The organism is Geodermatophilus sp. SYSU D01119 (assembly GCF_054049975.1).
The window spans coordinates 1-12,923 of record NZ_JBJGYL010000042.1; the positions used below are offsets into that span (position 1 = coordinate 1).

A 12,923-nucleotide genomic window follows, 5' to 3' on the forward strand; every position below is an offset into this window, starting at 1 on the left:
GGGGGGGGGGGGGGGGGGGGGGGGGGGGGGGGGGGGGGGGGGGGGGGGGGGGGGGGGGGGGGGGGGGGGGGGGGGGGGGGGGGGGGGGGGGGGGGGGCCCCCCCCCCCCCCCCCCCCCCCCGGACCGAGCAGGCTGCCGCCGGTCACGTAGACCCGGTCGCCGAGGTGCGCCTGCACGAGGGCCCGGATCTCGTCCATCGAGTCGAGCATCCGCTCGACCATGGCGGGGCCGGCGTCGCCGAGCGCGTGCCCGAGCCGCCCCCACTTGTTGACCACGAGCGGGCGGCCGTGCCGGTCGGTCAGCCGCAGCGGGCCCGGGTCGCCGTCCAGCGAGGTCTCCGCCTCCGCCCAGGCCCCCGCGTCCTCGCCCACGGTCCGCAGCGCCACGCGGAAGGTGCCCCGCAGGTGCGGGAGCAGGGCCGGCGGCCAGGGCTCGAAGCCGACACGGGTCCCCTCGTCGACGCCGGGCGGCGGCTCGGGGGCGACGCCCTCGGGCCGGTCGCGGAACGACCAGACGCGCCGGTCGTCGAGCAGCACGTCGACGACACGCCCGGCGACGTCGGCGGACTCGTAGGCCAGGCCGTGCGCGGACGGCCAGAGACTGCGTGGCGGCATGACTCCGGAGGGGTCGGGGCCGTCCCCGGAGGTCCCCCGGCGTTCACGCCCGGGACGGGACAGCGATGTCCCGATGTTACGGACCGGTCACCCGCAGTACGGGGATGGACACGCCCGTCGGCCGTTCGCGTCCCGGGACGGGTCCGTGACCCGCGCGGGCGGCGCCCCCCGGGTTCCCGGGGAGCGCCGCGCGTGGGCCGGCCGCGGCGACCGCTCAGCCCGCGACGACCGCGATCTCGTTCGGGGTCACCTCGAGCTCGCCGGTGGCCAGCACCTCGCCGGTGGCCAGGTCGACCGCGTGCACGGCGTCGGCGGCGGGCTCGGTGACGTAGGCGATGCCGTCGTGGACCCTGAGCGCCGGGTGCGGGTCCTGCCACTCGGCCGGCCCCTCCCAGGCGTCGATGACCGGGTGGCTGGCCAGCAGCTCACCGCTCCGCTCGTCGAGGAGGTGCAGGCTGCCGTCGGTGCCCAGCACGACCGCCTCGTCCTGCGGACCGCGGCCGAGGTCGCGGAAGGTGTACTGCACGCCGTCGGGCAGCGGCACGATCGTCAGCGTCCCGGCGGCCGTGTCGACCAGCGCGACGTCGGAGAGCAGGTAGCCCTCTGCGTCGGGGTCGGAGTTGTAGTCGCCCACCGCGACCGGCGAGGTCTCGCTGGTGAACACGTTGCCGGTGCGGCCGTAGGCGTCGGGGGCCGTGAGCTTGGTGAAGGCGCCGTCGTACACGAGCACGCCGTCCTCGCAGCCGAAGACGGCGACCTCGCCGGCGACGGTGCCCTCGCCGTGCACGCCCGGGCACTCCTCGGAGCGCGCGACCTCGGCGCCGGAGGCGTCGAGCACCCGCACGCCGGAGCGGCCCTCCTCGTCCCCCAGGGTGGACAGCAGGCGCCCGTCCTCCATCTCGATGGCCACGCCGTGGTGGGCGGCCTCCGAGGTCCACTCCTGCGTCTCGGGCAGCCCGTCGGCGGTGAGCAGGTCGGCGGTGGCGAAGGAGGTGATGTCGCCGGTGCCGTCGGCGAACAGCACGGTCCGGTCGCCGTGGACGACGACGTGCCCGGCGGTGTCGGCCTCGAAGACGTCGTCGGTCAGCTCGGGGTCGCCGGCCCAGGACGTGCCGCCGTCGGTCCACACCCCGGCGTCGAGGACCTGGAAGCCCTCCTCGGTCGTGACCAGCGCGTGTCGCCCGTCACCGGCGGCGTTGACGCGGAGGAAGCCGTCCATCGCGTGGTCGCCGACCACCTCGAGGGTGTCCGCGTCGAGCACCAGGACCCCGCCGTCGTAGGTGAGCGCGATCCGCGGCTGCGGCTCGGACACCTCCTCGGCGGAGGCGGACGGGGAGGCGGAGGAGGACGTGCCGGCGGCGGCGTCGGCCTCGGGGTCGGAGGAGCAGCCGGCGACGAGCAGGCCGGCGGCGCCCAGCGCCAGCAGGCGCGGAGGGGTGAGGGAGGTCTTCATGCCGAGGACCTTACTGAGAATGATTCTCAAAGTCACGGAGGGGGTCACCGGAGCCCCGCCACGATGTCCTCGGTGTTCGCGCGCATCATCTGCAAGTACGTCTCCGCGCCGCCGCCCTCCTCGGTCAGGGACTCGGTGAACAGCGGGACCACCGCCACCTCGACGCCGGCCTGCTCGGCGAGCACCTGCACCAGCCGCTCGGGCTGCGCGGCGTCGGCGAAGACGGTCCGCACGCCGGTCTCCCGGATGGCCGTGGCGAGCTCCTCGAGGTCGCCGGCGCTCGGCGAGGCGAGCGTCGAGCCGCTGGGGATGACGGCGCCGACGACGGTGAAGCCGAAGCGCTCGGCGAGGTAGCCGAAGACGTGGTGATCGGTGACCAGCGCGCGCCGCCCGGCCGGGATCCGCCCGAACTGCTCGGCCATCCAGGCGTCGAGCCCGGCCACCTCCGCGCGGTAGCGCTCGGTGTCCGCGGCCAGCCGGTCGCCGTCGACCCCCTCCACCCGCTCGCCGATCGCGGCCGACAGCGCGTCGACGACGGCCAGCACCTGCCGCGGGTCGGTCCAGAAGTGCGGGTCGACGCCGGTGTCGTCCTCGGTCGTCCACTCGACGGTCTCCACCGCGTCACCGGCCTCCACGACCGGGACGCCGTCCTCGCGCGCGGCCTCGACGTGCACCGCCAGGCCCTCCTCCAGGCCCAGGCCGTTCGCCACCAGCAGGTCGGCCTCGCGCATCCGCGCCGCCTCCTGCGCGGAGACCTCGAAGGAGTGCGGGTCGGCGCCGCGCGGCATGAGGGTCACCACCTCCGCCTGCCCGCCGACGAGCTCGCCCACGACGTCGCCGAGGACGTCGGTGGTGACGACGACCAGCGGCCGGTCGTCGGCGGCGGCGCCGCAGCCGGCGAGCGCGGCCAGGACGAGCAGGCCGGCGAGAACGCGCCTCACCGGCCCGTCTCCGCGAGGTGCACGGGCGCGACCGCGGCCGGGAGGACCCGGGCCACGCGGGCGCCGTCGGCGTGGTCGATCTCGACCAGCTCGCCGCGGCCGGGCACGTTGACGTAGGTGCGGTCGGCGTCGACCTGCAGGTCCACGAGGCCGAGCTCCGCCACCGGCACGAGCGGCTCGGTGGCCGCCGCCGTCCCGTCCCGGGGGTCGAGGACCACGACGCGCCCGTCGGCGTCGACGCCGACCACCCGGTCGGCCTCGTCGTCGGCCGCCACGGCGGTGACCCAGGGCCGCTCGGTCGGCAGCAGCTGCCAGGTCCGGGCCCGGCTGTCCAGCAGCCACACCCCCCGGTCGCCGGCGGGGGCGGCGACCGACGGCCGGCCGGGGCGGTTCGCCAGGCCCACCGCCCGCTCGCCCTCCGCGACCACCTCCGGGTACGGGATCCGCTCGACGGCCACTCCGTCACCGCTCTCCGTGACGAGCACCGCGCCGTCGGCGCAGGAGACGACGACGCCGACGCGGGTGGCCAGCCCGCCACCGGGCCGGGAGCACCCGGCGGCGGCGCCGGGGAGCGGGTCGCCGGACCGGTCCCGGACGACGACCTCGTCCCCGCCGGTGGCGACCAGCCGGTCGCCCAGGGGCACGAGCGCCCCGTCGTGCGGCGCCGACTCCAGCTGCGCGACCTCCTCGAGCTCGCCCCGGCCGAGCGCGGTCCGGTCGAGCACGACGCCGGCGCCCGTGGTGGGCGAGAAGAGCGCGGTGAGCGTCTCCGAGGACGCCGCGCGGACGTCGCCGGACCACTCGACGGTGCCGACGACGCGGGCCGGCGCGCGGTAGTAGTGCACGTGGTCGCCGTGGTCGACCGTCCAGGTGCCGGTGTCGACGACGGTGAGCTCGCCGGCGCGCTCGGAGGCGGCGAAGAGGAAGCGGCCGTCGTCGTCGACGGCGGAGACCTCCCCGACCTCGCCGAGCCCGGCGGTCTCCCCCGTGACGAGGTCGGTGACGTGCACGGAGCCGGCGGCGTCGACGTGGGCGAGCCGGAGCTGCGGCTCGGTGAGCTCCTCCGCCCCCTCGACGTAGCCGTGGGGCGTGGCGGACGCGGCGGCGGCGCCGGCCGGGGCGGGATCGGCACCGCAGCCGGTGAGCGCCAGCGCGGCGGCACAGGTGGCCGCCGCGGACACGCGGCGGGACGGGCGGGACACGGGTCCTCCAGGGGTCGGGGTCAGTGGGGCACCGCGGAGCGCGCGGCGACGGAGACGGCGACGAGGGCGACCGAGCAGGCGGCGATGGACGCCCCGCCCGCGGTGCCGGCGTGCCAGGACAGGAGGAGGCCGCCGAGGACGGCCAGGGCGCCCAGACCCGCGCCGAGCGCCATGGTCGAGGGCAGCCGGTGGGTCCACTGGCGGGCGGCGGCGGCCGGCGCGAGCAGCAGCGCGACCACCAGCAGCGAGCCGAGCGCCTGGTAGGAGGTGACGACGGCGCCGGTGACGGCCAGGACCATCGCGGCGTGCGCGAGACGCGGGCGCAGGCCGAGGGTGGCCGCGGTGCGCGGGTCGAAGGCGACCGCGACGAAGGCCCGGTGCAGCGCGGCGCAGGCGCCGACGAGGACCACCAGGGCGGCGGCGAGCAGGACCAGGTCCGCCGGCCGGATGGCCAGGACGTCGCCGAAGAGGATGGCCGTGACGTCGGTGGCGAACGACCGGGAGCGGGACACGATCACCACGCCGAGCGCGAGCATGCCGACGAACAGCAGGCCGATGGCGGTGTCGGAGGACAGTCGCGCCCGCCGCGCCACCGCGCCGACGCCGACGCTCATCAGCCCGGCGCTCACCGCGGCTCCGGCCAGTGGCGGCCAGCCGGCCAGGGTGGCCACCGCCAGGCCCGGGAGCATGCCGTGGGCGAGCGCCTCGCCGAGGAAGGCCATGCCGCGGACGACGACCCAGGTGCCCACGACCGCGCAGGTCACGGCGGCGAGCAGCCCGCCGAGGAGCGCCCGCTGCATGAACGGGAGGACGAAGGGGTCGAGCAGCCAGGCCACACGCCGACCCTAATGGGAACGATTATCGCTATTGCTAGGGTGTCCCCCGTGCCCGTCCCCGCCGTCGCGCTCGAGCAGCTGACCGTCCGCCGCGGGGCGACCGTGGCCCTCGACGGGGTCTCCGCGCTGCTGCCGGGCGGCACGGTGACGGCCCTGGTCGGGCCCAACGGTGCCGGGAAGTCGACCCTGCTCGACGTGCTGGCCGGCGTGCTGCGCCCCGCGGCCGGGCGGGTGCGCGGGCTGGAGGGCGCCGCGGTGGCCTACGTCCCCCAGCGCAGCGCCGTCCCGGACGACCTGCCGCTCACCGTGCGCGACACCGTGGCCATGGGCCGCTGGCGCCGGCTGGGGCCGTGGCGGCGGATGCGCGCGCTCGACCGCGCCGCCGTCGCGGACGCCGCCGGCCGGCTCGGGCTGACCGCGCTGCTGGACGCGCCGCTGTCGGCGGTGTCGGGCGGGCAGCGCCAACGGGCGCTGGTGGCACAGGGGCTGGTGGCGCAGGCCGACGTCCTGCTGGTCGACGAGCCGACGGCCGGCGTCGACGCCGCCACGCAGGCCGTGGTGCTCGAGGCGCTGGCGGGCGAGGCCGCCCGGGGCGCCGTCGTCGTGCACGCGACGCACGAGCCGGCGGCGGTGACCGCCGCGGGCTCGGTGCTGGCGCTGGTGGCCGGGCGGGTGTCCCCCGCCCCCGAGGTCGCGCTGTCCTGACCCCGGCTACCGCGGCGGGCCGGCCGCCGGGAGCGCCGCCAGCAGGTCCGCGGGCGCCTCCGGGCGTCCCTCCGCCACGGCGGCCTCGTACCGCTGCCCGAGCGCTCGGCGCAGACGCGGCAGCCACGCCGCGAGCCGGCGTCGCTGGGACGGCGTCCGCGGGAGCGGGCCCTCCTCGCGCAGCCGGTCGGCGGCACCGAGGAGGCGAGCGGCGGACTCCGGGTCGACGTGCCCGACGGCCTCGCCGAGCAGCTCGAGGCTCTCCGCGAGCGCGGCGGGCTGGCCGAGGCCGAGCGCACTCCCGGCGGCGCGCCGGAGCAGGTCCGTGGCCGCGGCCGGGTCCCCCAGCGCCAGCCGCACCTGCCCCAGGGTCTGCAGCGACGCCGTGACGCCCTCCGGGTACCCGACCGCCTCGAACACCGCGAGGCCCTCCCGGGCGAGCGGCTCGGCCTCCGCCACCGCGCCGTCGGCCAGGCACGTCCGGGCCAGCTGGTCGAGGCACAGCGCGCCCAGGTGCGGGTCCCCCGCCCGGCGCAGCACGTGCCGGGCCTCGAGCAGCAGCTCACGGGCCAGCCGGGGGTCGTCCTGGTCGAGGGCGGTGCGGGCGCGCAGCACCAGGCCGAGGCCCGCGCCGCTGTCGTGCCGCACCGACCGGTACAGCCCGACGGAGCGGTCCTGCGCCGCGGCGGCCTCGTCGAGCCGGCCGAGCGCCCAGCGGGCGGTGCCCAGGTGCAGGAGCGCACGGGCCTCGCCGCGCGTGTCCCCGGTGGCGGCGAAGCCCGCGGCGGCCCGGGTGCACTCGTCCTCGGTCACCGACAGCTCGCCGACGGACTCCGCGTGCATCCCGGCGGCCAGGTGCAGCTCGGCGTCGACGCGCGCCCCGTGCGGACCGGCGGCCCGCGCCTCGGTGATCCAGGCCCGGGCCTCGGCGAAGGAGCCCTCGTGGGACCAGAACCAGGACAGCGAGCACACCATCCGCGCGCCCAGGTCCGCCCGGTGTCCCGGCCCGCGCAGGCAGTGGGTCAGCGCCGCCCGCAGGTCGGCGCGCGAGGCCCGCAACTCGGCGAGCCAGCCCGCCTGGTCCGCGCCGCGGATGCAGCGGTCGGCCTCCTCGGCGAAGGCGGCGTACCAGCCCGCGTGCCGGTCGGCGGCCGCCGACGCCTCGTCCGGGCGGGCCCGCAAGCGGGCGCCCGCGTAGGCGCGGACGGTGTCGAGGAGGCGGAAGTGGTCGGCCTCCCCCACCACGACCAGCGACTGGCGCACGAGGCTGAGCAGCAGCTGCAACCCGTCGGCCGGCAGGCCCGCCCCGGCCACCTCGACGGCGGCTTCCAGGGGGAACGCGCCCGCGAAGACCGCCAGCCGGTCGAGGAAGGCGGCCTCGTCCTCGGTCAGCAGGCCGTAGCTCCCGTCGATGGCCGCGCGCAGCCCGCCGTCGCCGAGCAGCCGCAGCCGGTCCTCGAGCAGGGCGGCGATCTTGCGGGGGCTCAGCGCCGCCGCGTGGCCGGCCGCGAGCTCGATCGCCAGGGGCAGCCCGTCGAGGAGCCGGCACACCGCGGCGACGTCGCCCGCGTTGCCCGTGTCGAGGACGAAGCCGGGGCGCACCGCGGCGGCGCGGTCGCAGAACAACCGCACCGCGGGCGAGGCGCCGACCACCTCGACGTCGCCCTCGCCGGCGGCGGGGACGGGCAGCGTCGGGACCGGCCGGACCAGCTCACCGGCGACGCCGAGCGGCCGGCGGCTCGTGGCGAGCACCCGCAGCCCCGGGCAGCCGGCGGACAGGACGGCGACCAGGCGGGCGACCTCCGCGACCACGTGCTCGCAGGTGTCGAGGACGAGCACCGCCTCCCGGGCGCCGATCCAGCGGCGGAGCTCGTCCGCGGCGTCGTCCGAGGCGAGGCCGGTGCCGGTCGCGGCGGCGACCGCGGCGCCGACGCCGGGCCCGCCGGCGACGGCGCCCAGGTCGGCCCACCACACCGTCCCCCGGCCGGCGGACGGGCGGACCACCTCCGCCGCCAGCCGGCTCTTGCCCGCTCCCCCGGGCCCGGTCAGCGTGACGACCCGGGAGCCCGCGAGTGCCCGCCGCACGGCGGCGACCTGGTCGTCGCGGCCGACCAGGGAGGTGAGGGCGGCCGGGACGCCGGGGACCTCCGGCGCGGCCTGCGGGCGCGGGACCGGCGGAGGGTCGGGCGCCCGCACCGGCCGGGCGGCCGGGGGGACGTCGAGCCGCGGGTCCTGCCGCAGGACCTGCCGCTCGAGCTCCGTGAGCCCCGGCCCGGGGTCGAGGCCGAGGTCCTCGGCGAGCACCGTCCGCGCGCGGTGCAGGGCCGCCAGCGCCTCGGCCTGCCGCCCGGCCCGGTAGAGCGCGAGCGCGAGCAGCCCCTGCAGGCGCTCCCGGAACGGGTGCTCCCGCGCGAGCTGGGCGAGGTCGGGCAGCGCCTCGTCGTGGCGGCCGAGGGCCAGCAGGGCGTCGGCGCGGCTCTCGGAGGCCTGCACCCGCAGCTCGTCGAGCCGGGCGATGTCGGCCTGCGCGAAGGCGTCGTCGGCCGCCTCGGCGAACGCCGGCCCCCGCCACAGGGCCAGCGCCTCGGACGCCGACCGCAGCCGGGTGCCCGGGTCCTCCGCGGCCGCCGCCCGCCGGACGAGCTCCTCGAAGCGGGCGGCGTCCACCCCACCGGGGTCGACGACGAGGCGGTAACCGGCCGGCCCGCGGTCGATGCGCAGCCCCTCCCCCGCGACGGTGCGGCGCAGGTAGGAGACCAGCAGGTGCAGGGCGTTGTCCGCGTTGACCGGCGGGGCGTCGCCCCACAGCTGGTCGATGAGCGTGTCCTGGGGCACCGGGTCGCCGCGGCGCAGCAGCAGCGACAGCAGCAGCCGGCGCGGCCGGCCCCGGCGGACCTCGACCGGGCGGCCGTCCCGCCGGACCTCCAGCGGCCCGAGCACCAGGAGGTCCACCGGTGGCGCTCCTTCGGGGACGGACGGGAGGGCAGCGGCGGGGAAGCTACCCCGCCCGGGACGCCCGGTGACACCCGTCCGACAGCGCCGTGACAGGACGGCGCCGCAGGGTCGGCCCGGACGCGGCACAGGGCCGCGCCACCGCCTCCCAGGAGCACCGATGTCCCGTCTGCTGCACGTCTCCGCCTCCCCCCGCGGGTCCCGGTCCGAGTCGCTGGCCCTCGCGGCGACGTTCCTCGACACCTACCGCGAGGCCAACCCGCTCGACGACGTCGACACCCTCGACCTGTGGGACGGCACGCTGCCGGACTTCGGGCCGGCCGCCGTCGCGGCGAAGATGGCCGTCTTCGCCGGCGAGCAGCCCGAGGGCGACGCGGCGCGCGCGTGGGACCGCGCCGTCGAGACCTTCCGGCGGTTCGACTCCTACGACCGCTACCTGTTCAGCGTGCCCATGTGGAACGCCGGGATCCCCTACGTCCTCAAGCAGTTCATCGACGTGGTCAGCCAGCCCGGCATGGTCTTCTCCTTCGACCCGGCCGAGGGCTACACGGGCCTGCTGACCGGGAAGAAGGCCGCGCTCGTCCTCACCAGCGCCGTCTACGGGCCCGGCCGCGGCCCCGCCTTCGGGTCGGACTTCCAGGCCCCCTACCTGCGCGACTGGCTCGCCTGGGCGGGCGTCTCCGAGGTCGAGGAGGTGCACTTCCGCCCGGACCTGGCCACCCCCGACGCCGCGGCCGGCCGGGAGCGCGCGCACGAGGACGCCCGCCGCGTGGCGGCCAAGTTCTGACGCAGCCGCGTCGCGGCCGGGGCCCTGCCCCCGCCCCGGCCGGACCGCGCCCACCCCGAGCCCGTCCACCCCGAGCCCTCCCGGAGGTCCGCCATGCCCACCCCACCCGTCCCCACGGCCACCGACGTCGTCCGGGGGTTCCTCGACGACGTCCGGTCCGGCGCCCGGCCCGACCGGGCCGGCCGGTACCTCGCACCGCGGGTCGAGGCCCGCCAGGGACCACCCGGGGCGGTCCGCGCCGTCGTCCGGCGGACCCCCGCGCAGTACGCCGACCACGTCCGGGACATGCTGCGGGCGGTCGGCCCGTGGGCCTTCGAGGTGACCGGCGTCGTCGACACCGGCGGGGAGGTGACGGCCACCTGGCGGCAGACGGGGACCGTCGCCGCCGGCCCGGACCGCGGACGGCGGGTCGTCGAGCACGGCCGCGCCGGCTACACGGTCCGAGACGGGCGCATCACCGGGTACTGGATCGACGTGCGGGAGGAGGAGGGGCCCGCAGCACCCGAGGTGTTGCGCTACGCCGCCTTCAGCACCGACCCGCGCGGCGGCAACCCGGCGGGCGTGGTGCTCGACGCCACGGGGATGACCCCCGGCGAGATGCTCGCGACCGCCGCCGACGTGGGGTTCTCCGAGACCGCGTTCCTCGTGCCGCGCGGCGAGGGCCGGTTCGCGGTCCGCTACTTCAGCCCGCGGGCGGAGGTCAGCTTCTGCGGGCACGCGACGATCGCCTCGGCGGTGGCGCACGCCGAGCGCTCCGGCCCGGGCCGGCTGCTCTACGAGACCGCGGCCGGCCCCGTCGAGGTGACGACGCGCCGGGCCGGCGGCGCCTGGCAGGCGACGTTGACCAGCGTCCCGCCGCGGACGGTCGCCCTCGACGCCGCCGACCGCCGCGACCTGCTGGCGGCACTGCACTGGTCGGAGGCGGACCTCGACCCGGCGCTGCCCGCCCGCGTGGCCCACGCCGGCGCCTGGCACCCCGTCCTCGCCGCCGCCACGCGGGAACGGCTCGCCGACCTCGACTACGACCTGGCCGCCCTCGGGGAGCTGATGGCGCGCCGGGACTGGACCACCGTCGCGCTCGTCTGGCGGGAGGACGCGACGACCTTCCACGCGCGCGATCCCTTCCCGCCGGGCGGGGTCGTGGAGGACCCGGCGACCGGCGCGGCCGCCGCCGCGCTCGGCGGGTACCTGCGCGAGCAGGGCCTCGTGCCCCTGCCGGCACGGCTGACCGTGCTGCAGGGCGACGACATGGGACGGCCGAGCCGGCTGACCGTGGACGTGCCGGCCCACCCGGGCGCCGGCGTCCGCGTGACCGGCAACGCCGTCGCGCTCCCGCCCCGCGGGGCGTGGGAGGACGAGTCGTGACCGCCCAGGCGTCGCCGCCGGTCCCGGCGGGGCCGGCCGCCGGCCCCGTCCGGCGGTGGGTGGCCCGGCGGCCGCTCACCGCGTTCACCCTGCTCGTGTTCGGGGGCGGGTGGCCGGTCATGGCCGTCCCGGCACTGGCCGCGCACGGGCTGCTCCCGGGCGGAGCGCTGCCGGCCGAGCCGTTCGTCCTGGCCGCGCTCGTGCTGGTGATGCTCCCGGCAGCCGTCGGCGTCACCGCCGTCGTCGACGGCCGGACCGGCGTCCGTGCCCTCCTGGCCCGGACCCTCGCCTGGCGGTTCGGCGCCGGCTGGTGGGCCGCCGCGGTCCTCGGACTGCCCGCCGCCACCGTCGCCGTCGGACTCCTCACCGGCCGGTCCCTGGTCCTGGACGACGTGAGGCCGGTCCTCGTGGACGCCGTGCTGTCGACCGGCAGCGCACTCCTGCTGGTCAACCTGTGGGAGGAGACCGTGTGGGCCGGCTTCCTGCAGACCCGCCTGCAGGAGCGGTCCGGCGCCTGGCGGGCCGCCCTGCTCACGGGTCTGGCGTTCGCCGGGATCCACGTCCCGCTGCAGTTCGGGGAGGGCACGACGGCGGCCTCCGCCGCGGTGGGGATCGGGATCCTCGTGGCCGCCGGGGTGCTGGTGCGGTTCCTGGCCGGGGTGCTCCTGACCGCGACGGGCGGCAGCGTCCTCGCCGTCGCCGTCCTGCACGCGACGTTCAACGCCGCCAACTCCGAGGACGACCTCGTCGACCGCCTGCTCTCCGGCGCCCCGCCGCTGCCCCACGCTCTGGTCGCCACCGCGCTGCTCGCCGCCGTGCTCGCGGTCGCGCTGCGCCGGCGCCGGTAGCGGCCTCCTCGGGGGCGGCGGGTCTCCGGCCGCCCCCGAGAGCGCGGCCTACCGCAGGAGGCTGCGGGCGATGACCATCCGCTGGATCTGGTTGGTGCCCTCGTAGATCTGGGTGATCTTGGCGTCGCGCATCATGCGCTCGACCGGGAAGTCCTGCGTGTAGCCGGCGCCGCCGAACAGCTGGACGGCGTCGGTGGTGACCTTCATGGCGACGTCGGAGGCGAACGCCTTGGCCGCGGCGCACAGCCGGCCCAGGTCGGGATCGGTCTTCCCGCCGTCGTGGGCGGCCTCGCCGCGGGCGGCGGCGACGTAGACCAGGTGCCGGGCGGCCTCGATCTGCATGGCCATGTCGGCGAGCATGAACTGCACGCCCTGGAAGTCCGAGACCGCCGTGCCGAACTGCCTGCGCTCGCGGGTGTACTCCACCGCGGCGTCCAGGGCGCCTTGGGCGATGCCGACGGCCTGCGCGCCGATGGTCGGGCGGGTGAAGTCCAGCGTCCGCAGCGCGGTCTTGAAGCCGGTGCCCTCCGCGCCGATGATCCGGTCGGCCGGGATGGTGCAATCGGTGAAGTAGAGCTCGCAGGTGGGCGAGCCCTTGATGCCCATCTTCCGCTCCTTGGGGCCCACCGCGAAGCCGGGGTCGTCGCGGTGCACGACGAAGGCGGAGATGCCGTTGGCCCTCTTCTCCGGGTCGGTGACGGCCATGACCGTGTACCACTCGGAGACGCCGGAGTTGGTGATCCAGGCCTTGGTGCCGTTGAGCACCCAGGTGTCGCCGTCGCGGCGGGCCCGGGTCTTCATCGCGGCGGCGTCGGAGCCGGCCTCCCGCTCGGACAGGCCGTAGCTGATCATCGCGTCACCGGCGGCGATCGAGGGCAGCACCTCCTGCTTGAGGCGTTCGTCCGCCGACAGGATGATCGGCATCGAGCCCAGCTTGTTGACCGCCGGGATGAGCGACGCCGAGACGTCGACCCGGGCGACCTCCTCGATGACGATGCAGGTGGCGACGGCGTCGGCGCCCTCGCCGCCGTAGGCCTCGGGGATGTGCGTGGCGTGGAACCCGGCCGCGGTCAGCGCCTTCTGCGCCTCGATCGGGTAGCGGGAGTCCGCGTCGACCTCGGCCGCGTACGGCGCGATCTCCCGCTCCGCGATGTCCCGGACGGCGGCCCGGATCGCGTCGTGCTCCTCGGTCAGCTGGTACAGCCCGCTCGTGCTCACG

The 12,923-nt window shown here is 77.6% G+C and carries 10 protein-coding genes; 4 read left to right on the forward strand and 6 right to left on the reverse strand.

Annotated elements, in window-relative coordinates; all coding sequences use genetic code 11:
* Nucleotides 1-829: 829 nt before the first annotated feature.
* From aztD to aztB, 4 genes are read right to left on the reverse strand one after another with little or no spacing between them, the layout of a single operon-like run.
* Nucleotides 830-2,068, reverse strand: a complete 1,239-nt coding sequence (aztD, locus tag ACI79X_RS22080; protein ID WP_457027569.1) for a zinc metallochaperone AztD — start codon at nucleotides 2,066-2,068, stop codon at nucleotides 830-832.
* 44 nt (nucleotides 2,069-2,112) lie between these two features.
* The gene (gene aztC, locus ACI79X_RS22085; RefSeq protein WP_457027570.1) at nucleotides 2,113-3,009 is read right to left on the reverse strand and encodes a zinc ABC transporter substrate-binding protein AztC; all 897 of its coding nucleotides are present in this window, start codon (nucleotides 3,007-3,009) and stop codon (nucleotides 2,113-2,115) included.
* Nucleotides 3,006-4,211: a hypothetical protein gene (locus tag ACI79X_RS22090; RefSeq protein ID WP_457027571.1), complete on the reverse strand. Its 1,206-nt coding sequence runs from the start codon at nucleotides 4,209-4,211 to the stop codon at nucleotides 3,006-3,008. Before ACI79X_RS22090 ends, aztC begins: the two co-directional genes overlap by 4 nt.
* Before the next feature lie 20 nt (nucleotides 4,212-4,231).
* Complete coding sequence (aztB, locus tag ACI79X_RS22095; RefSeq protein ID WP_457027572.1) at nucleotides 4,232-5,047, reverse strand: zinc ABC transporter permease AztB; 816 nt, start codon at nucleotides 5,045-5,047, stop codon at nucleotides 4,232-4,234.
* A gap of 48 nt (nucleotides 5,048-5,095) precedes the next feature.
* On the opposite strand from aztB, the gene aztA reads away from it, so the two are divergent.
* Nucleotides 5,096-5,752 (forward strand): zinc ABC transporter ATP-binding protein AztA, encoded by a 657-nt coding sequence (gene aztA / locus ACI79X_RS22100; protein WP_457027573.1) that lies wholly within the window; start codon nucleotides 5,096-5,098, stop codon nucleotides 5,750-5,752.
* Between the two features lie 6 nt (nucleotides 5,753-5,758).
* Here the strand turns inward: aztA and ACI79X_RS22105 are convergent, their stop codons facing one another.
* A complete protein-coding gene (locus ACI79X_RS22105) occupies nucleotides 5,759-8,704 on the reverse strand; it encodes a BTAD domain-containing putative transcriptional regulator (RefSeq protein WP_457027574.1) in 2,946 nt (981 codons plus the stop codon).
* A 160-nt stretch (nucleotides 8,705-8,864) separates the two neighbouring features.
* Between ACI79X_RS22105 and ACI79X_RS22110 the strand changes: the two genes are divergently transcribed.
* The 3 genes from ACI79X_RS22110 to ACI79X_RS22120 all read left to right on the forward strand — a co-directional run bounded on the left by ACI79X_RS22110 (nucleotide 8,865) and on the right by ACI79X_RS22120 (nucleotide 11,704).
* Nucleotides 8,865-9,491: an FMN-dependent NADH-azoreductase gene (locus ACI79X_RS22110; RefSeq protein ID WP_457027575.1), complete on the forward strand. Its 627-nt coding sequence runs from the start codon at nucleotides 8,865-8,867 to the stop codon at nucleotides 9,489-9,491.
* Nucleotides 9,492-9,584: 93 nt separating this feature from the next.
* Complete coding sequence (locus ACI79X_RS22115) at nucleotides 9,585-10,856, forward strand: PhzF family phenazine biosynthesis isomerase (RefSeq protein WP_457027576.1); 1,272 nt, start codon at nucleotides 9,585-9,587, stop codon at nucleotides 10,854-10,856.
* Nucleotides 10,853-11,704: a CPBP family intramembrane glutamic endopeptidase gene (locus tag ACI79X_RS22120; protein ID WP_457027577.1), complete on the forward strand. Its 852-nt coding sequence runs from the start codon at nucleotides 10,853-10,855 to the stop codon at nucleotides 11,702-11,704. Before ACI79X_RS22115 ends, ACI79X_RS22120 begins: the two co-directional genes overlap by 4 nt.
* 48 nt (nucleotides 11,705-11,752) lie before the next feature.
* Here the strand turns inward: ACI79X_RS22120 and ACI79X_RS22125 are convergent, their stop codons facing one another.
* Nucleotides 11,753-12,922, reverse strand: coding sequence for an acyl-CoA dehydrogenase family protein (locus ACI79X_RS22125; protein ID WP_457027578.1), 1,170 nt, complete (start codon nucleotides 12,920-12,922; stop codon nucleotides 11,753-11,755).
* Between the last annotated feature and the right edge of the window lies 1 nt (nucleotide 12,923).

Bases quoted from the DNA above. Each gene is read 5' to 3' on its own strand.
- aztD (WP_457027569.1), bottom strand. From the start codon at position 2,068: ATGAAGACCTCCCTCACCCCTCCGCGCCTGCTGGCGCTGGGCGCCGCC.
- ACI79X_RS22110 (WP_457027575.1), top strand. From the start codon at position 8,865: ATGTCCCGTCTGCTGCACGTCTCCGCCTCCCCCCGCGGGTCCCGGTCC.
- ACI79X_RS22115 (WP_457027576.1), top strand. From the start codon at position 9,585: ATGCCCACCCCACCCGTCCCCACGGCCACCGACGTCGTCCGGGGGTTC.